Genomic DNA, 19,122 nt, shown 5'->3' on the forward strand with positions numbered 1-19,122 from the left:
AATCACACTTCAGCGAATTTCCAAACAGGCTCTAACGGTGCTCAGTGGTCCGAAAGCGAGAGTGTCACGGTTTGCTTCCAGACCGTTAAGACCGAAGATCGTCATGAAGGAAAGGAGACATGGGATGGGACGAGTTTACAAAGCAGGAAGGGCTGAATTGATGACTGCTGTCGAGCCACCTTCACGGATGCGCTACAGCGAATGGATACGCGTTTCGCCCTGCAGCGGGACGACTGGATCTGCAACAGCCTCGACTACGACCTGCGCCTGAACGAGTTACCGGCTGCAAGGCGTCGGGCGACCTACATGTGTTGAACGATGCTGTGGTGAGGCCAGACAGCGTTCCATTATTTGAAGCCAAAGGGGGCGGGAGACATCGCTATTCAGGGATAATTCGAATTGGCGATGAGTTCATTGAAGACACCAAGGCTTTTTACGAAGGCCATTTTTCGGCTTTGGCCGACATAAGCGCGTCGTTTTCTTATTTACCGACTGGCTCTGACGAGCCGATCGAGTTCGCCTTAACCGACGTTTTATTCTGGACCGTATCCGGTAGCGGAGGTCTCGCAGTGTTCGGGGGCACACAAATTCGCTGTATGCGTGGAAACGGTAACGCACAGAGGTGGACTTATAACAAATCAATTGACTTTAGACGATAATATCTATTTATCGATATAAAGATAATTCCATGGTGGTGGAGAGATAATGGACGATATCCAAGCCAGTGTGTTTCGTGTGGCAGAATTGCTGAAAACATTGTCGCATGCTGATCGTCTCCTTATCGCTTGTGCGCTGGCTAAAGGTGAGATGTCGGTTGGACAGATACAAAATGAGTTGAATATACATCAACCCAATCTTTCTAGGCATCTGACGGTCCTAAAGGCGGCGAGAATAGTTACATTCCGGAAAGAGGGTCTTTCAGTTTTCTACCGTCTTTCAGATGAGAAAGCAGGACAGGTTATCGCTGCTCTTCATCATATTTATTGCGAGAGGCAGGAATAAAGATGTCCCTGACATACTGGAACAGCCTTGCTGGAGGAAGCTTGATAGGTCTGGCTTGCTCCGCCTATCTGCTGCTGAACGGCCGTATAGCCGGTATCAGCGGATTACTTGCTCAAACACTTTCGGGGAGAGCTATCTGGCCCGGGGCAGCTTTGCTGTTCGGATTGGTCAGTGGCCCGCTGCTATGGCATCTTATGACTGGTGTCTGGCCCGAAATGACAATCCGCGCGCCGTGGGGCGTTGTCTTTATATCTGGCTGCTTTGTCGGTTTCGGTACGCGTTTGGGGAATGGCTGTACCAGTGGTCACGGCGTGATTGGGCTGGCTCGCTTATCTCCACGCTCAATAGTGGCTGTAATCTGTTTTCTCGGAGCGGGAATGGCAACCGCTACAATCGTTCATCTTCTCACAAGGACTTAACATGTTTGCAGTTATGAGAACTGTTGCAGCATTTTTATGTGGGATTATATTCAGTCTGGGGCTGATTCTAGGCGGGATTCTTAATCCTTCTAACGTCTTGTCTTTTCTGAATGTTTCCGGGAATTGGAATCCTGCTTTAGTATTTGTTTTGGGCAGTGCGGTCTTTGTGACATTCTGCGGTTTCTGGCTAAAAAAGAATCTATCGCATCCACTCCTTGACGCGACCTTTCAAATTTCGACAGCAAGACAAATCGATAAATCGTTGATTGCAGGAAGTTGTTTGTTTGGGTTGGGGTGGGGTTTGACCGGTCTTTGCCCCGGTCCCGCCATTGCCTCATTTTTTCTTTTGCAGTCAAAGAGTTTATTGTTTTTACTAGGTCTTATCGTAGGGACAATGGTTTTTTCTTATCGCAATTCTGTGTGGAGAAACTTTCTCCGCTTCCGTTGAGTAAAAACTTAGGGGGGATGAGTGGAGTGCCCGCTGTCTCACCAAATCATTAAGGGATTTCCCTCATATTCCTCGGTCATGATGCCGCCTATACTCCGTTATATGCCACACTGCCTGCCCATCACAGGCGGCTGGCTTACCAAACAGGAGAAGCCCCATGAGCGATGAACAACTGAGCCGCGCTCCGGTTCCCGACCGCGCTGAAGACAACGCCTTCTTCCCGTCTGCATATTCTCTGACCCAATACACGTCTTCAAAGACGGATTTCGACGGCACGACCTACCCGAAGCCTTATACGGGTGGGAAGTGGAAAATCCTTATGATCGGCTCGCAAGAGCGCTATCTGATGATGAAGGGTGGCGAGTTTTTCTCGACCGGCAACCATCCGGTTGAAATGCTGCTGCCGATGTATCATCTTGACGCGGCGGGGTTCGAGATTGAAGTCGCGACCATTTCCGGTGATCCGGTCAAGTTCGAGTGGTGGGCGTTCCCGCACGAGGACGAAGCCGTCAAGGCGACCTATAAAAAATACGAAAATCAGCTCAAACAGCCGAAGAAGTTGGCGGATGTGATTGGTGAGGGTTTCACGGCCGAAACACCGTATCTTGGCGTCTTCATCCCCGGTGGTCACGGCGTGCTCAACGGCGTTCCGTTCAGCAAGGACGTGGGTGACATCCTGCACTGGGCGCAGGCCAATGAGCGCTTTACGATCTCACTCTGCCACGGACCGGCCAGCCTGCTGGCCACTGCGGTCGATGGCGGCAGGTTCGCTTATGAAGGCTATGAGATGTGTGTGTTCCCAGACAGTCTGGACATCGGAGCCAACATCGAGATCGGCTATATTCCCGGACCAATGGCGTGGCTGGTAGGTGAAAACCTGCGCAAGTACAACGTCAAGATCGTCAACACGGGGATTACCGGGAAGGTCCACCGCGATCGTCTGCTGCTGACGGGTGACAGTCCGCTGGCGTCGAACAATCTTGGTAAGCTTGCGGCCGAAACACTTCTCAAAGCCGTCAACGCATAACATCAGGCCGGGAGGTTGAGGCGGTTACGGGCGGATAGATCGCCTGCAATCGTCTGGACCTCCCGGTTTTTCCTCGGACGTGCGAGCGGGCGTGGATATCAACGCCGCTCCTCCGATCCCTCGGACGCCCATGGGGTCATACTCGACGTGCGTCCTGAGCAGAAAGCAAAACATATGTCGCATGCATGGACTCTCGTATCTCGTCCGAAAGGCTCTCCGACCATGGAGAACTTCGCGCTGCGGGATAGACCCGACCAACCATTGAAAGACGGGGAGGTCAGAGTCTCAAACAGCTTCTTCTCCGTCGACCCGTACATGCGCCCCCGCATGGACGAGGGAGACAGCTATATCGCGCCGTTCGAACTGAACGAACCCATGACGGGAGCTGCGGTCGGACGCGTGGTTGAAACGCGCTCCGAGCGTTTCAAGATCGGTGACAGGGTCGGTCATTTTCTGGGCTGGCGGGATATTGCCACTCTTAAGGCTGAGGGTGCGCGCCTGCTACCGCACGGAGGTCTGAAAGACGAATATTTCCTTGATACTCTTGGCACTATCGGCATGACAGCCTATTTCGGGCTGTTCGACGTTGCTGAAGCCAAGCCGGGCGATGTGGTGTTCGTCTCGGCGGCCGCGGGTGCTGTCGGATCACTCGTGGTGCAGATTGCAAAGTTGCGTGGCATGACGGTCATCGGTTCAGCCGGTGGTGCTGAAAAATGCGACTTCGTACGGTCTCTGGGTGCGGATCATGTCATCGACTACAAATCTCCCGGTCCGTTCGAGGATAAGCTGCGCGCGGCGGCACCAGACGGTCTGGACGTCTATTTTGACAATGTTGGCGGCGAACAGCTCGATGCGGCGATGGGTATAGCGAAACGCAACGCCCGATTTGCGATCTGCGGTATGATCGGTATGTATAATTCCGATGCACTGATCGGGTTTTCCAACCTGTTCACCGTCATTTCCAAGCGCCTGCAAATCCGGGGATTCATCAACAGCGATTTCATGTCCCGCCGCGATGAATGCATGGCGCAGATGGGATACTGGGTGTCCAAAGGACTGATTCAGAGCCGCTATACAATTTTTGACGGTCTGGAAAACGGGCCGAAGGCGTTTTTCTCACTCTTCAGTGGTGGCAACACCGGTAAGGCGCTGGTGCGTCTGGACGCGTAACGTCCGCACGTTCAGCAAGGAGAAAACGCGACGTGTCACTCTCCGAAGTAAGACAACATTGGCAGCCCTGACGGGCAGTCGCGTGGATAATGGTTTATTAGACCAATGCCGCGTGGTTCACGGTGCTGGCTGGAATATACTGACATGGTTTTATCGGGAGATGACAGAATGACGACCGGAAGAGGATATCAGGACGGTTCCCTATGACGGCTTCGATTGCCGAAACAGCTTTTGGGACCGCAACCTTGATCGTTCGGTCGGAAACGAAAGAAGCTGTCGAGGACGGCATCCGATCATTCGGGCAGCGGCTCGGGTATGACCGTTTCGTCTTGTTTGCCGCATCCTCGACGCGCGAGGAGATTGTCGACCGTATATACTGGGTCGAGGGCGACTGGTTCGGGGACAGCAAAGAGGTCGATGCCGCCAGCTACGTCCGCCGCTGTCCCGTGACTCATCACATGCTGGAGGCTCACGAACCCTTCTTCTGGACCAAGACATCTGGCGCATCGGGCGAGTGCTACAGGATGGTTGATACGCCGCAGGGCGAGGGGCTCCACGGCATCCAGATTCCGATCTTTGGGCCGCTTGGCCTTGAAGGGGCCATGAGTTTGGGTGGGATAAGGATTGATGCGTCGGTTATGGCGCGCCTTGCCCTGTCCATGGTCGCGAGGGCTGCCTTTACAACTGTACGCAAACTGGTTGATGGCCCCAGCGAAAAAATCGCCACCCGGCTCTCGGAGCGGGAACGGGAGGTACTGTCATGGACCGCCGCCGGCCGCCGTCAGGTCGATATTGCAGCGATCCTCGGACTTTCGGAACGCACAGTCGAGAACCATCTGCGCCGTATTCGCAAGCGTCTGGGTGCCACGACCACCGCGCAAGCCATTCGTACCGCCATACAGAATGGCGATATTGAGAGCTAAGAAACGTCAATCCGGGGACGTCATGAAGTGGAGAAGAGGGTTCGCGACATAACCCCCTTAAACGTATGGCTGGTTACGAATGAATAGCGCCGGTCTTTCTGTCTCCTAAAAGACCGGCGCCATTCACAAAGCCAAATCAACCATTCTGTCAGAATGTGGCCGTCAGGCTGAGGTTGAACGAGCGCCCGAGGCCCGCGAGGGGACTTAGCACTCCTGAGGCGCGATAGTCTCCCAGAGAAAGACCACCGAGAGGCAGATAGTATTTCTGGTTCAGAAGGTTTTCGATGCTGGCATCCAGTGTCAGCACCCGCCATCGGTAGCTGCCGCCCAGACCTAGCAGGGCGTATCCGGGGGTGCGCGGCTCATTACGCAACCAGTCTACAGTGCTCTTGGCTTTAACCAGCGTGACTTCCACCCGGCCTGTCCAGTTTTCATAGGTTTCATGGAGGCTGATGGAACCGTTGGCAGGCATCTGGTGATATAGGCCAGAATGTGTGACCAGATCCTGCCCGCGCACCCAGTTCAAGTTGGCTTTCAGTTCGCCCATCCCGAACGCGGTGGTGTTCCACAGTTTGACAAAACCGGAACTGTTAATGCCGTAGCTACGGGCGTTGTGGTTAGCAAATTGAAGTTTGGAAAGCCCGTTAGGAAGCGTACCAATGCGCACCACGTTAATATAGTTGTGGGTATATGTATAATAGGGCTGAACCTTGACTTCCCATGCATGATTGACGGGGTCATGCCATGTTAGTGTGGTGCTGAGCGTATTGGCAATTTCTGATGTCAGATGCAGATTGCCGACATACCCGTTGCCGTCTCCAAACCAGCCTATCATGGTGGTGCTCATAGCACCCTGACCCCATGCGTAGCGTTCATAGAGGCTGGGGGCACGGCTTTTGCGGGCGTATCCGCCTTCCAGTGTCAGGCTGTCCAGCGGTGTCCAGCGGGCAAGAGCCGTGACATCAAAATTTGTGTCCGTGCGCCCGCGGGAGGCGGCATTAAAGCGTTGGGCGGCCATGGCGTCCGCCATGCTCATCATGCCGTGCCATGAATAGGGGGAGACCGGGCCTGTATTCATCATGACCAGATCATTCCGCAATCCCAGTTCGGTCGAAAAGCGTGGCAGCCATTGGGCCTTCCACTCAATATAATGGCCGAGACGGTCACGGTGTCCCTGATTGATGTTATGGAAGGTGTTCGGTCCCATCATCATGCTGCCCTGTAGGGGCGGCCACCAGTCGTTCAGGCCGTTATGGTCAAACGAACTCCCTAGCCCGAGGGTATGCTTCCGTCCGAGTGGAATTGTGGCTTTGAGGGCATAACCCGCAGTGCGGGTGTCCGTGTTCATCGGCATGCCCGTTGTGGCGGTGTGACCACCTTTGTCGGCTAACATATTCATGGCGTGGTCGACCCGCTGCCAGAACCCGCGCGCCTCCAATGTGCCCCAGTTGAAGTCTCCCTTGTATTTGCCGTTTACAAAGGTGGAGCGGTTGTTGGTCATATCCATATACTGATTGGGGAAACCTTCATACGGAATGTCCTGCTGGCCAGCGGTAATGGCGAGCAGATGGTTGTCTTTTTTGACACCCAGCGTCACAGCATGATTGAAGCTGAGATAGCTGGTGGAGAGCACGCGCCGTTCGTTGCCGCCGGTGTGATAGTCACTGGCGTGGCTGTAGGAGCCGGTATAGCGCAGACTCAACCAGTCATTAGCAGTGGTGATTGAGCCGGATGCTCCCGAACCGCCGCCATTACTGCGATAGTCCCCCCGGACATGGCCGGTCACCAGAAGTTTGGAGGACGACGAGAAAATGGGGTCTTTCCGGTTGACTTCCAGCGTGCCGCCAGTGCTGTCTCCACCCTGGCTGACGGATGTAATGCCCGCAATGGCAACGGCGGAAGAAACGGCATCCGGGTCGATATAGGACAAGGCCGGATTCATGTGGTTGGGGCAGGCGGACGGAATGCGCATGCCATCGACAAAGGTTGCCACGCGCTCATCCGCCATACCGTTCAGAACAGGCAGCGAGGACACGCCACCGCCAGAATAGGCGCTGTAACCCAGACTATGCCGGAAGAGGTTGGCTGTATCCGGGCCGGTAGAGAGCTTGCGACGGACACCGTTGACCGTGAGTTGTTCTGTTGATGTGCTGACGTTGGTCTCCTGCATGTCTGTACTGGGTGATACAGCCAGAGCGGTTGGGGAGACAGGTGTTGCGGATGGACGGCTTTGTGCGTCCGCAGAAGAGGAAAGGGCGGTCGTGCAGGCCAGTGCGCATGTACCAGCGCACAGGCAGGCGCAGAGGCCACGCCGAATAAAAAGAGAAAACATGGTGCTGAGACTTTCCATGAAACGGAAACAGCCAGCACTACAGGTGTTCAGCTCTGCTGAAGGCTGCATGCCAGCGCGTATCGTTTTCAGAGGAAAGCAGGTGGCCCCGTTGGAGGGGGCCGAAAGGCCAGAGCGTAAACCGGCGGCGCACGTGGCAGCAGCGCGCTATAGGAGGATCGTGACCATGCAATCAGAATCAGGGCTGCGATAAACGCAACGCTGAAAATGACAGCGGGAAGATGGAGCAGCGGGCAGAGCGGGCACGAGCCGTCATGATGATGGCCGGAAGGGTCAGGCTTTCCGGTGTGCGTCATACCAGACATCATGCCCGGCATGGCGCCATCCGCATGGTGCATGGGGGGCATGGTAGAGGGCTGGCCCGGTCCGATATGCAGTCCGGTCAGTCGTTCAAAGGTGACGCGAGGTGCTTCATCCGGCAGCGCATTGCTTTGCAGCAGAAGCTGGCCGCACAATCCAAACAGAACGCAGCACACCATCAGCCAGCGACAGAATGTCGCCAGTATAAGGGGTGCTGGGTCTGAACGATGCATGGCGAAGGGTCTGCCTCCAGTCCGGGAAAGTCTCTTTAAAAAAGCACCGGGGGATTATTGTAAAGAGCATAAAAGCAGTGGAGGCATGTTCAGACCCCCCATAGGGTATCATGGTTCTTTGATAATTTTTACGGTTGTGAAGCCGCCCGTATTCAAAATCGGCGACCTGAAAGATACGCAGAATTTCCTTGTGTTCCTGTTTTGTTCTTCGTATAAAAAACGGAGCAGAAGGGATGCAGTCATGGCGCCATCACACTCGGATACACTGGATTTATTGCGAGATCGGATTGCCCGGATGGATACTGGTCCAGCCCGTGCCGTTACGCACAGGTTTTCTACCGGCATTGCGGATATTGATGCCCGTCTGGGTGGCGGGCTGGAAAGAGGCACTGTTCACGAATTTTTCGGAGCCGGGAGCGACCGTCAGGCATCTGCCAAACCGTCCCGCTTTGTGGCGTCTATGCTGGCGCGCACGACAGGGGTCGTTGTCTGGATTGGCGAAGACTATCTTGACCTGTGCGTGGCTGGTGTCGAACAGGCCGGACTGAGCCCCGGACGCCTGATCTGTGTGACAGCTACGCAGACCTCTTTTGTGGATTTATGCGAGGTCGTGCTGCGGGAGCGCGGTGTGTGCGCTGTGGTCGTTGATAGTCGCACTGCACCTGATCTTGGAACGACACGTCGCCTGCAACGGGCGGCGCATGAACGTGGCGCGACTGGCTTTTTGCTCTACCGTTCAGCGTTCCTGATGAAGACGCCTTCCCAATGCCTGAGCGCAACACGCTGGAAAATTGGTTCGGCCAGTCCGTTCAGTCTCAGGGACAATCCCGTTGGGGGTGTCGCTGCGGAAGAGCGGTGGTCAATCGAGATGCTGAGCCACCATCATGGAGGCACTGCGGAGTGGGTTGTTGACCCTTCGCGTTATGAAACGCATCCGTTTTCGGGGGCGTCTGGAATAGACCGTCAAAAAAAGCAGTCTGATGCGGTGCGGAGGCCATGGTGGCGTAGCGCGCTTCGTGCCTAAGGACTGCTAAAGGACAGAGTCATGCTATAAGTGTATGATTGGAGCGGCAGGCACTGAAGGGATGACAGCATGCGTCTGGATGGGGAACGGGAAAGCACGAATATTGATGATGAGCGGACATCCGGTGGTGGTGGTCGCGCTCCTCTGAAAATCGGTATTGGTGGGATTCTTCTGGCGCTGGGGGCGTTGTATTTTGGGGTGGACCCAAAACTCGTTTTCAGTCTTCTGGAGGGCAGTGGCTCATCCGGTCAGCAGAGTGCGGTGGTTGCCCAGCAGCCTGTGCAGGGACCAGATCCGCAGAAGCAGTTTATCGCCCGTATTCTTGGGTCCACGGAAAACGTCTGGACATCCTATTTCCAGCAGATGGGGCGCACCTATCATGAGCCGCGTTTGGTCCTGTTTAGCGGAGGCACGCAGTCGGCTTGTGGATATGCCCAAACCTCTGTCGGGCCGTTCTACTGCCCGGCGGATCACAAGGTCTATCTGGATCTCGCCTTTTTTCAGGAATTGAAGAACCGTCTGGGCGCGGGAGGTGATTTCGCGCGGGCATATGTGGTGGCGCATGAGGTCGGGCATCATGTCCAGAATGAATTGGGGATTATGGCCCAACTGGACAGGCAAGGGCTTGAGGGCCAGCGTGGTGCCACCGGAGCGTCCGTCCGGACCGAGTTACAGGCGGACTGCTTTGCCGGTGTCTGGGCTCGGCGGGCTAATGACGCCCGCAATATCCTGCAAGCTGGCGATATCGAGCAAGGATTGAATGCAGCGTCCGCCGTTGGGGATGATCGGCTGGAACGGCAGGCGCAGGGGTCTATCGTGCCGGACAGCTTTACACATGGCACGTCGGCTCAGCGCGTTAACTGGTTCAGCCGCGGTCTGAAAAGCGGTGATATCCGGCAGTGTGATACGTTTAGCGCGCCTGCTCTTTAAAAAGCGGCATAAAAACTCTTTATCTGAAGCGGGAGATACCGAAAGCCATGAAGCCGCGTCGTATTGCGATGACGTCTCCTTCGCTGGACGGAAAAGAGACTGTGCCACAGATTGAGGCGCTGAAGACGGCAGCCTGACGGCGTGAAGAAACTGTCCCCCGGCCAGCCACGAGGCCGGGAGTGTTTCGAAAGGTTATGACCATGAAAAGAACAAGACGGTTTGTATGGTGTGCGGCCCTGCTGGTCCCTTTGCTGGGTGTGCCGGAGGCTTATGCTGGTGATCTTGTTCCAACCGGACAGACACCGCTCAAAGTGAATGCGGCGTCTTCTGCGTCTGCGGCGCAGAAAAGCGCAGGGCACAGCCGTTATGTCGACGGCACGGGCGATATGCTGGTCGATAAATTGAATGCCAGCCAGTTGAACCAGAATTACAAGGGGCCGGTTTATTACCCGGGACAACCCATCCCACCGTTCCAGCCGATCGACACAAAGCGTCTTCTGCATCCAGAAGCAGGGCATGGGAAGAATACGGGGTCTCCATCGTCCAGGTAATGACGAAAGTGGTGGAAGCGGCGCAGATAGGGCGTCGCTTCCACCTTAGTTGGTCAGAATGAAGCCTTTTCAGGCCGCAAAAACCTTGGAAATGGCTGCCTGTGCTTCTGTCTGGATCGCCAGCAGGTGTTCCTCGCTTTTGAAGCTCTCGGCGTAGATTTTGTAAACATCTTCCGTGCCGGAGGGGCGGGCGGCAAACCAGCCGTTTTCCGTCACGACTTTCAGGCCGCCGATGGGAGCATCATTACCCGGCGCGCGGGTCAGTTTGCTGATAATTTTGTCACCAGCCAGTGTTTCCAGCGGGAACTGCTCCGGGGATAGTTTGCTGAGTTTGGCCTTCTGTTCCGCATTGGCGGGGGCATCAATGCGCGCATAGAACGGCGTGCCCAGACGGGCACTGAGTTCGTGATAATGCACACTCGGGTTCTTGCCCGTTTTTGCCGTGATTTCAGCCGCCAGCAGCCCCAGAATGATGCCGTCCTTATCCGTGGTCCATACGGTGCCGTCACGCCGGAGGAAGGTGGCGCCAGCACTTTCCTCGCCACCAAAGCCCAGTGAACCATCCATCAGGCCCGGTACAAACCATTTCAGTCCTACAGGAACTTCCACCAGTTTGCGGCCAAGGTCTTTCGCAACCCGGTCAATCAATCCGCTGCTGACCAATGTTTTGCCAACGCCCAGTTCCGGGCTCCAGTCCGGCCGGTTACGGAACAGGTAAGCAATGGCAACGGCCAGATAGTGGTTGGGGTTCAGCAACCCATCCGGTTTGGCGACAATACCGTGGCGGTCAGCATCCGTGTCATTCGCGAACGCCACGTCAAACTGATCGGCCATGCCAATCAGGCTCTGCATGGCGTAGGGGGAGGAGCAGTCCATGCGGATCTGCCCGTCCCAATCGGCCGTCATGAAAGAGAAGGTCGGGTCTACGGCTTCATTCACCACTGTGGCGTTGAGGCCGTAGCGCTCGATAATTGGTTTCCAGTAATGCACCGCAGCACCACCCAGCGGATCAATGCCGATTTTTACGCCAGCATCCCGAATGGCTTTCATGTCGATCACGGACTCCAGATCGGCCACATAGGGTGTAATGTAATCATAGCCTTTGATACAGGTGGCCTTGCGGGCTTCTTCATACGGTAGGCGTTTTACCTCTTTCAGGCCCTCAGCCAGAAAGCCGTTCGCCATGTCCTGAATGGCTTTTGTAATTGCGGTATCCGCCGGGCCACCATTGGGCGGGTTATATTTAAATCCACCATCAGAGGGGGGGTTGTGAGACGGCGTGATGACAACCCCGTCCGCCAGACCTGTCGTGCGGCCTTTGTTGTAGGCCAGAATGGCGTGGGAGATAACGGGTGTGGGTGTAAAGCCGTCATTCTGGTCCACGCGCACGTCCAGCCCGTGGGCTGCAAACACTTCAATCGCGGAGCGCTGGGCCGGGCCGGACAGAGCGTGGGTATCCATGCCGACAAACAGCGGCCCATCAATGCCTTCTGCCTTGCGGTGGCGGCAGATGGCTTCACAGATAGCCAGAATATGGCCTTCGTTAAAGCTGGTATGGAACGAGGAGCCGCGATGCCCGGAGGTACCAAAGGAGACGCGCTGGGTCGGGATGGAGACATCAGGCTTGCGGTCATAATAGGCTGCAATCAAAGCCGGAATGTCAGTAAGCTGGGACGGATCAAGTGTCTTGCCAGCTAACGGGCTGAGTGAGGCCATTGCTTTAAAAATCCTTGTAGAACCTGAGGGTATCAACGGTCTGCCAATACGCTTTCTGTCAGGAGGAAAGCGTGTGTGTGCGGGGTTGTCCAGAGAGGAAAGCGGGTTTTCCACGTGGCGGAAGACAAAAACTGTCCTGATGGTAATAGTTTTATTTTCTTTATCGAAGATGTGCGCACACAAGAGGCTCAGAAAAACAGAGGCGTGACTGAAGACTAAACAGGCATAAAAGTCTGGCCGGAATGAGGCCTTTTGGCAGTGACACCTTTGATAGGTCTCACGGCACTATGCCTCTCTATCGGCCCGAGCATAGACCATGCGGCCATCAACCCATGTGGCCTTAATACAGCGGTCGTCTCCCAGCGTCATGAGCACAAACAGGAGGTCGGCCAGACTGGAGCAATCCCTGCTACGGAGTGCCAGTAAGGGTGTTGCCGATGGGTCGAGCACACACAGGTCCGCTTCCATGCCGGGTGCGATCGTGCCGATTTTGTTTTCCAGATGCAGGGCTTTTGCGGCGCCAGCGGTGGCCAGCCAGAAAGCCTGAATAGCATGGAGCCGCTGTTTTCCAGCCATGAGAGAAACCTTGTAAGCCTCTCCCATCGTGCTGAGCAGAGAAAAGCTGGTGCCTGCGCCAATGTCGGTACCCAGACCGACATGGACAGGGCGGCGAGGATCTACCGCATCAAACAGCCGAAACGCGCCACTTCCCAGAAACAGATTGGAGGTGGGGCAGTGGGCGAGGCTGCATTCTGTGTCATGACACCGCTGAAAATCATGCTCGTGCAGATGAATGGCATGGCCGAAAATAGCACGCGGCCCGACCAGACCGGCTTTGTCATACACATCCAGATAGGAGGCGCGGTCAGGGAACAGGGTTTTGACAAAAGCAATCTCATCTTCATTTTCCGCAAGATGGGTCTGCATGAACAGATCGTCCCTGCTCTGGAACAGAGCGCCTGCACAGTCCAGTTGCTCCGGCGTGCTGGTAATCGCAAAGCGTGGCGTTACGGCGTAAAGCTGCCGCCCTTTGCCGTGCCATGTGTCAATCAGCTTTTGAGACTCATCAAAGCCTCGCTGGGCTGTATCGCGGAGGGTGTCCGGCGCGTTACGGTCCATCAGGACTTTGCCCGCGATCATCCGTGTGCCGAGTTTTTCTGATTCCTGAAAAAATGCGGTGACGGATTCAGGATGCACGGTGCAATATACAGCCGCCGTGGTCGTGCCGTTGCGGAGCAGTTCTTGCAAAAAGGCGCGGGCAATGGTCTGCGCGACCTCCGGGTTTGAGAACTTTGCTTCCGTGGGGAAAACGTAGTGTTGCAGCCACTCCAGCAACTGCTCCCCCCATGAGGCAATGACGGGAAGCTGCGGGTAGTGGACGTGTGTATCAATAAACCCCGCGCTAATCAGGCTGTCTGGGTAGTGGGTGACGTTAACGCCAGCCGGAATATGGGCCCGCAGGGTATCATAGGCACCACATTGCGTAATTTTCCCGTTTTCAATCAGGATCAGGCCGTCTTCTTCCACATGCAGGCTGTCTTCCGGCGGCATGGTGAACGGATTGCCAGTAAAGGTGACAAAACGCCCTCTGAGAGCGGCAGTGCGGGATGAAGAGGGCATGAAACCTCGCAGAGATGAAATCGGCATTAAAGAGCAGAGTGGCAAAAGCTGGATCGGGTGCCAAAAGCGCATAAATGGGCAAATCTGGCATGTTCTGACCCTCTATCAACACGGCGCATCAGCGTGAAAGGAAAGGTTTTCCCTGCTGAGTAGCCATGACAGCGCGTGGATTTTAGGCGAGTTTGCCCCCTGCAGCTAGGAGGGGAGGGAGTATCCTTCCGGTTCTGGAAGCACATTACTCTGCGCAGCCATACGAATGGCTTGGCCTGATGTTGTGTTCTGGCTAGTGGATGCCCTTGCCTCTTTACGCTTGCAGGATAAAAGGACTGGTATGATGTCTTTATCAGAACATGGTCCGGATGTGGTTTTCAGCCATTCTGCCGCAGGTGCGCAAGTGCGTTGTCTATCAGGCGCGTGCGTGCTGCCTGTAAGGGAGAGTGGCAGGGCGCTTTGTGCAGACTTCTGGCGCTTTGGCCCTCAGCAGGAGGTGGGCGCGTGAGCCACGATAAATCTCGCACTGCTGAAACGGTCCATCCGGTTGACCAGATGCTGCCGTTTTGGGAACTCGCGATTTACGGTTTCCAGCATGTTCTGACATTTTACGCCGCCGCCGTCATTGTTCCCATCCTGCTGGCCAGTGCGCTTGGCCTTTCGCGTGACATTCTGGAACATCTGATTGAGGCCGATCTCTTTACCTGCGGGATTGCCTCGCTCATTCAGGCGGTCGGTATTGGTAAAATCGGTGTAAGGCTACCACTTCTGCAAGGGGTAACATTTACGGCCGTAATGCCGATGATTGCCATTGGCCTCTCCGCCGGGGGCGGTATCGACGGGCTGCGTGAGATTTTTGGGGCCGTTATTGTTGCCGGGATATTTTCTTTTGGTGTTGCGCCCTATTTTTCCCGACTGATCCGGTTTTTCCCGCCAGTCGTGACTGGGTCGGTCATTCTGGTGATCGGGTTGGCGCTTCTCCCCGTCGCGGCTAATGACATTGTAGCGGGCGCGGGCACAAACGCCATGCAAAACCCGGTCAATCTGCGCAACGTGGCGTATGGTCTGGGCACGCTCTTCTTTATTCTGGCTATTCAGAAATTCTTCCGTGGATTTATTGGCACCATTGCCGTGCTAATCGGCCTTGTGTGCATGACACTGGTGGCGTGGGTTCTGGGTGATGCACATTTCACGGATGTCGGCACAGCACCGCTACTGACCTTTTCCAAGCCGTTATATTTCGGAATGCCGACATTTCATGTTGTGCCAATTCTTTCTCTTATTATCGTCATGGTCATTTCCATGCTGGAAACAACGGGCGATGTTTTTGCAACGGGCGCAATTGTCAAAAAACCCATCACGGCTGGTGATATTAGTGCTGCAATTCGCGCGGATGGACTGGCGACGTTTATCGGCGGCCTTTTCAACTCTTTCCCCTATACGTGTTTTGCAGAAAATGTCGGTCTAGTGCGGCTGACGCAGATCAAAAGCCGCTGGGTCGTGGCCTCTGCCGCAGTGTTTATGATGATTTTAGGCTGCATCCCTAAACTGGCTGCCATTATGGCAAGCGTGCCGCTGCCTGTTTTGGGCGGGGCCGCGCTCGCCATGTTCGCGACGGTAGCCGTGGTGGGTGTGCAGACCCTCGGACAAGTGGATTTTGAAGATCAGAACAATATGATCATTGTAGGCACCAGCATTGGGCTAGGAATGCTGGCGACCGCGCAGCCCCATATAGCTGATAATTTTCCAAACTGGGCGCAGATCATTTTTGGAAGCGGGATTACACTTGGCGCGACTGCCGCGATGGTTCTGCATCTGGTGTTCAATCACTTTATGCCCGCCAGCAAGCAAGGTGTGGTGACGGCAGACCAGTCCGCCGCAAAAGAATGTGACGATGCGCGGTAGAGGCACCTGTTTCTTGAGAACTGTGAGCCGTAAACCCTAATTTGTATTTTAGGGCGTTCTATAGGCGTTTTTTCGGTCCATAAAGAGGCGTTTTATGCGTCCTTTAGACGAAGGGCAGCGGTTATTGGCCGCTGCCTTTTTTCTTTCTGACAGAGAACGATAGGCAAGGCGATCGTTCTGAGTTCGGGGAGTGGTGTCAGCACAAAACATCCTTAATCTCGCGTTGGCGAGCAGGTATGGTGGCAAGGACGCCAAAAGACATTATGCATAAAAATCAACTTATAGTTGTTCTTTCTGTATCCGTAAGAATATAGAAAACTGCCATAGTTCCTTTATTTTACAGGAAAAATGATTTTCTCTGCGCGCAATTAAATGATTTGCATCAATTCAGATTGTAGTGAAATTATTTAGATATCGACTATACAGCGTATGAGATGCGTAACTGAAGGCGTGGCACAATGACTCTGGGTAGACGGCAATTTTTGAAAGCTGGTGGCACATGCGTTGCCGGGGCCAGTGCTCTTGCTCTGGGCTTTGCACCGCCTAAGGCTTACGCTGGAGATTCCCGGCAGTATAAGCTACTGCGTGCTAAGGAAACCCGTAACAACTGCACCTATTGTTCCGTTGGTTGCGGCATCCTGATGTATAGCCTTGGGGATGGCGCTAAAAATGCCAAACCGAGCATCTTCCATATTGAAGGTGACCCGGATCATCCCGTCAGCCGTGGGTCTCTGTGCCCGAAAGGGGCGGGGCTGGTTGATTTCATTCATAGTGAGACCCGCCTGCAATATCCGGAATATCGTGCTCCCGGAGCCAAGGAATGGAAGCGCATTAGCTGGGACGAGGCGACGGACCGCATCGCACGCCTTCTTAAAGATGATCGTGACAAAAATTTCATTGAACGCAATGAAAAAGGCGAACTGGTCAACCGTTGGTTGAGTTCCGGGATGCTGGCATCGTCCGCCGCCAGTAACGAGACCGGAGTGCTGGACTTCAAATTCGCCCGCTCCTTGGGGATGCTGGGGCTTGATTGTCAGGCCCGCCTTTGCCACGCCCCGACTGTTGCGGCCCTTGCGCCGTCCTTTGGCCGCGGTGCCATGACCAACAACTGGGTGGATATCAAGAACGCCAACGTGGTGCTCATCATGGGTGGGAACCCGGCGGAAGCGCATCCGGTGGGTTTCAAATGGGTGATGGAAGCCAAAATCCGCAACGGCGCGAAAGTGCTGGTGGTGGACCCCCGCTTTAACCGTAGCGCCGCCGTGGCGGATTTCTACGCCCCCATCCGGGCTGGGTCGGACGCGGCGTTCATGCTGGGGGTTATCAACTACCTGCTGTCACATGACAAAATTCAGCATGACTATGTTAAGGCCTATACCAACGCGGCCCTGATTGTGCGGGAAGACTTCGCGTTTGAAGACGGACTTTTCACCGGTTATGACGTTGAAAAGCGCAAATACGATAAATCCTCATGGACGTATGAGCGGGACGAAAAAGGGTTTGCCCGTCAGGACCCGACACTCCAGAACCCGCGCTGTGTCATTAACCTGCTGCGGAAGCATGTGGAGCGCTACACGCCGGAAATGGTGACGCAGCTAAGCGGCACGCCGGTCAAAGACTTCCTGTATGTCTGTGAAACACTGGCCTCTACCAGCGCGCCGGACCTGACCTCCACTTTCCTGTTCGCGCTTGGCTGGACGCACCATACCAATGGTGCGCAGGTAATCCGGTCTGCCGCAATGGTTCAGATGCTGCTGGGCAACATCGGTATGGCGGGTGGTGGCATGAACGCCCTGCGCGGCCATTCCAATATTCAGGGCTTTACGGATCTGGGATTGCTTTCTCTGCGTCTGCCGGGTTACCTCAACCTGCCGTCCGACAAGCAGCAGGACATGGCGACTTATCTGAAGGAGACCACGCCCGCAGCGGACGTGCCCGGACAGGTGAACTATTACCACAACACGCCAAAATTCTTTGTCAGCCTGATGAAGACTCTATGGGGCGAACACGCCACAGCCGCTAATAACTGGGGCTATGACTGGCTGCCAAAATGGGACGCCAGCTACGATATGCTGGCCTATTTTGACAGGATGTATCAGGGCAAGGTGAACGGCTACATCGCGCAGGGCTTCAACCCTCTGGCCGCCATGCCGGACAAGAACAAGACTGCGGTCGCCCTCTCCAAATTGAAGTTCCTTGTCTCCATTGACCCGCTTAGCACGGAAACAGCCTCTTTCTGGAAAAATGAGGGGCAGTTTAATAATGTGAAGACAGAAGACATTCAGACAGAAGTCTTCCGTCTGCCCGCAAGCTGCTTTGCGGAAGAAAACGGCTCCATTGTCAATTCCGGTCGCTGGTTGCAGTGGCATTTCGCTGGGGCTGAACCGCCGGGTGAGGCGTGGCACGATAGCCGGATTATCGGCACGATTTATAGCAAGGTGCGTGATCTCTACAGGAAGGAAGGCGGTGTCTGCCCCGAGCCTGTTCTGAACATGCAGTGGAACTATAAAGACGCGGAAGACCCCACGCCTGAAGAAATCGCTCGTGAATGTAACGGCACTGCGCTGGCTGACATCACGGATGATCAGGGCCACATTGTCGTGCCAAAAGGCCATCAGTTGCCGGACTTCTCCGTCATGAAAGATGATGGCACGACAGCAAGCTTCTGCTGGATCTTCGCTGGATCATGGACGGATGCTGGGAACCAGATGGCCCGTCGTGACAACACCGATACTGGCCTTGGCAATACACCGGGCTGGGCTTGGGCTTGGCCTGCCAACCGGCGTCTTCTGTATAACCGCGCCTCCATGGACCCGAATGGTCGCCCGTGGGACCCCAAACGCCAAATTTTGGAGTGGGACGGCAAGCGCTGGAGCGGCTCAGATGTGCCGGATTACCCGCCGACATCCCCGCCGGGCAGTGGGGTCGGTCCGTTTATCATGCTGTCGGAAGGTCTGGGTCGTCTGTTCGCCTGCGATAAGATGGTCGATGGCCCGTTCCCTGAACAGTACGAGCCGACAGAAACACCTCTGGTCAATAATCCGTTGCACCCGAAGGTGACCCATAACCCGACAGCGCGTGTGCTGAAGGATGATCGGGCGCGGATGGGGGACCAGAAAGACTTTCCATACGTGGCGACAACCTATTCCATCACTGAACTGTTCCGGCATTGGACGAAGCATTCTCGTCTGAACGCCATCGCGCAGCCGGAACAGTTTATTGAAATTGGGGAAAAGCTGGCCGGACGTCTGAATATTGCGGCCGGAGACATGGTGAAAGTGTCCTCCAAGCGCGGCTATATCGAAGCGAAAGCCGTGGTGACCAAGCGCGTCCGAACCCTGACGGTGATGGGCCGCGAACTCGACCAGATTGGTGTTCCCTGTCACTGGGGTTTTGAAGGGGCAACGCGCAAAGGCTATCTGGCCAATACGCTCAGCCCGGCGGTAGGGGATGCAAACACCCAGACGCCTGAATTCAAGGCTTTCCTTGTTAATGTTGAAAAAGTCTGAGGTG

The 19,122-nt window shown here is 55.2% G+C and carries 14 protein-coding genes; 10 read left to right on the top strand and 4 right to left on the bottom strand.

The features are described 5' to 3' along the window. The first annotated feature begins 705 nt into the window (after window positions 1-705). The 5 genes from AD949_RS01225 (at window position 706) to AD949_RS01245 (ending at window position 4,989) form a co-directional block, all read left to right on the top strand. Window positions 706-1,002, top strand: coding sequence for an ArsR/SmtB family transcription factor (locus AD949_RS01225; protein WP_048836455.1), 297 nt, complete (start codon window positions 706-708; stop codon window positions 1,000-1,002). Between the two features lie 420 nt (window positions 1,003-1,422). After that, window positions 1,423-1,869 carry a DUF6691 family protein gene (locus tag AD949_RS13565; protein WP_082064813.1) on the top strand — a complete coding sequence of 149 codons (447 nt, stop codon included), beginning with the start codon at window positions 1,423-1,425 and terminating at the stop codon, window positions 1,867-1,869. A gap of 157 nt (window positions 1,870-2,026) precedes the next feature. Further along, a complete protein-coding gene (gene hchA / locus AD949_RS01235) occupies window positions 2,027-2,896 on the top strand; it encodes a glyoxalase III HchA (protein WP_048836457.1) in 870 nt (289 codons plus the stop codon). Between the two features lie 174 nt (window positions 2,897-3,070). Then, window positions 3,071-4,066 (top strand): NADP-dependent oxidoreductase, encoded by a 996-nt coding sequence (locus tag AD949_RS01240; protein WP_048836458.1) that lies wholly within the window; start codon window positions 3,071-3,073, stop codon window positions 4,064-4,066. A 203-nt stretch (window positions 4,067-4,269) separates the two neighbouring features. Continuing rightward, on the top strand, window positions 4,270-4,989 hold the full coding sequence (locus AD949_RS01245; RefSeq protein ID WP_048836459.1) for a PA1136 family autoinducer-binding transcriptional regulator: 720 nt from the start codon (window positions 4,270-4,272) through the stop codon (window positions 4,987-4,989). 148 nt (window positions 4,990-5,137) lie between these two features. On the opposite strand, the gene AD949_RS01250 is transcribed toward AD949_RS01245, so the two are convergent. Next, window positions 5,138-7,321, bottom strand: coding sequence for a TonB-dependent receptor (locus AD949_RS01250; protein ID WP_096430582.1), 2,184 nt, complete (start codon window positions 7,319-7,321; stop codon window positions 5,138-5,140). Window positions 7,322-7,407: 86 nt separating this feature from the next. Next, window positions 7,408-7,872 carry a DUF2946 family protein gene (locus AD949_RS01255; RefSeq protein WP_082064814.1) on the bottom strand — a complete coding sequence of 155 codons (465 nt, stop codon included), beginning with the start codon at window positions 7,870-7,872 and terminating at the stop codon, window positions 7,408-7,410. Between the two features lie 241 nt (window positions 7,873-8,113). Between AD949_RS01255 and AD949_RS01260 the strand changes: the two genes are divergently transcribed. From AD949_RS01260 to AD949_RS01270, 3 genes are all read left to right on the top strand, one after another. Continuing rightward, on the top strand, window positions 8,114-8,896 hold the full coding sequence (locus AD949_RS01260) for an ImuA family protein (RefSeq protein WP_141325467.1): 783 nt from the start codon (window positions 8,114-8,116) through the stop codon (window positions 8,894-8,896). A 69-nt stretch (window positions 8,897-8,965) separates the two neighbouring features. Continuing rightward, complete coding sequence (ypfJ, locus tag AD949_RS01265; RefSeq protein ID WP_048836462.1) at window positions 8,966-9,826, top strand: KPN_02809 family neutral zinc metallopeptidase; 861 nt, start codon at window positions 8,966-8,968, stop codon at window positions 9,824-9,826. 200 nt (window positions 9,827-10,026) lie between these two features. Further along, window positions 10,027-10,377 carry a hypothetical protein gene (locus AD949_RS01270; RefSeq protein WP_141325469.1) on the top strand — a complete coding sequence of 117 codons (351 nt, stop codon included), beginning with the start codon at window positions 10,027-10,029 and terminating at the stop codon, window positions 10,375-10,377. Window positions 10,378-10,446: 69 nt separating this feature from the next. Here the strand turns inward: AD949_RS01270 and pgm are convergent, their stop codons facing one another. Next, entirely contained in the window at window positions 10,447-12,093 is a 1,647-nt protein-coding gene (pgm, locus tag AD949_RS01275; RefSeq protein WP_048836464.1) for a phosphoglucomutase (alpha-D-glucose-1,6-bisphosphate-dependent), read from the bottom strand. Window positions 12,094-12,378: 285 nt separating this feature from the next. Then, window positions 12,379-13,713, bottom strand: coding sequence for a guanine deaminase (gene guaD / locus AD949_RS01280; RefSeq protein WP_048836471.1), 1,335 nt, complete (start codon window positions 13,711-13,713; stop codon window positions 12,379-12,381). Window positions 13,714-14,259: 546 nt separating this feature from the next. On the opposite strand from guaD, the gene AD949_RS01285 reads away from it, so the two are divergent. Then, window positions 14,260-15,609, top strand: coding sequence for a nucleobase:cation symporter-2 family protein (locus AD949_RS01285; protein WP_082064819.1), 1,350 nt, complete (start codon window positions 14,260-14,262; stop codon window positions 15,607-15,609). A 458-nt stretch (window positions 15,610-16,067) separates the two neighbouring features. Next, entirely contained in the window at window positions 16,068-19,118 is a 3,051-nt protein-coding gene (gene fdnG / locus AD949_RS01290) for a formate dehydrogenase-N subunit alpha (protein WP_082064816.1), read from the top strand. The last annotated feature ends 4 nt before the right edge of the window (window positions 19,119-19,122 follow it).

Origin of the sequence: Acetobacter orleanensis (assembly GCF_001581005.1) — a bacterium.
Classification (GTDB): domain Bacteria; phylum Pseudomonadota; class Alphaproteobacteria; order Acetobacterales; family Acetobacteraceae; genus Acetobacter; species Acetobacter orleanensis.

What these genes read in the sequence shown, in the direction of transcription:
- AD949_RS01285 (WP_082064819.1), top strand. Translation starts at nt 14,260, where the DNA reads ATGCTGCCGTTTTGGGAACTCGCGATTTACGGTTTCCAGCATGTTCTG.
- AD949_RS01245 (WP_048836459.1), top strand. Translation starts at nt 4,270, where the DNA reads ATGACGGCTTCGATTGCCGAAACAGCTTTTGGGACCGCAACCTTGATC.
- ypfJ (WP_048836462.1), top strand. Translation starts at nt 8,966, where the DNA reads ATGCGTCTGGATGGGGAACGGGAAAGCACGAATATTGATGATGAGCGG.
- AD949_RS01255 (WP_082064814.1), bottom strand. Translation starts at nt 7,872, where the DNA reads ATGCATCGTTCAGACCCAGCACCCCTTATACTGGCGACATTCTGTCGC.
- AD949_RS01240 (WP_048836458.1), top strand. Translation starts at nt 3,071, where the DNA reads ATGTCGCATGCATGGACTCTCGTATCTCGTCCGAAAGGCTCTCCGACC.
- AD949_RS01225 (WP_048836455.1), top strand. Translation starts at nt 706, where the DNA reads ATGGACGATATCCAAGCCAGTGTGTTTCGTGTGGCAGAATTGCTGAAA.
- AD949_RS01270 (WP_141325469.1), top strand. Translation starts at nt 10,027, where the DNA reads ATGAAAAGAACAAGACGGTTTGTATGGTGTGCGGCCCTGCTGGTCCCT.
- AD949_RS01260 (WP_141325467.1), top strand. Translation starts at nt 8,114, where the DNA reads ATGGCGCCATCACACTCGGATACACTGGATTTATTGCGAGATCGGATT.
- hchA (WP_048836457.1), top strand. Translation starts at nt 2,027, where the DNA reads ATGAGCGATGAACAACTGAGCCGCGCTCCGGTTCCCGACCGCGCTGAA.
- guaD (WP_048836471.1), bottom strand. Translation starts at nt 13,713, where the DNA reads ATGCCCTCTTCATCCCGCACTGCCGCTCTCAGAGGGCGTTTTGTCACC.
- fdnG (WP_082064816.1), top strand. Translation starts at nt 16,068, where the DNA reads ATGACTCTGGGTAGACGGCAATTTTTGAAAGCTGGTGGCACATGCGTT.
- pgm (WP_048836464.1), bottom strand. Translation starts at nt 12,093, where the DNA reads ATGGCCTCACTCAGCCCGTTAGCTGGCAAGACACTTGATCCGTCCCAG.
- AD949_RS01250 (WP_096430582.1), bottom strand. Translation starts at nt 7,321, where the DNA reads ATGTTTTCTCTTTTTATTCGGCGTGGCCTCTGCGCCTGCCTGTGCGCT.
- AD949_RS13565 (WP_082064813.1), top strand. Translation starts at nt 1,423, where the DNA reads ATGTTTGCAGTTATGAGAACTGTTGCAGCATTTTTATGTGGGATTATA.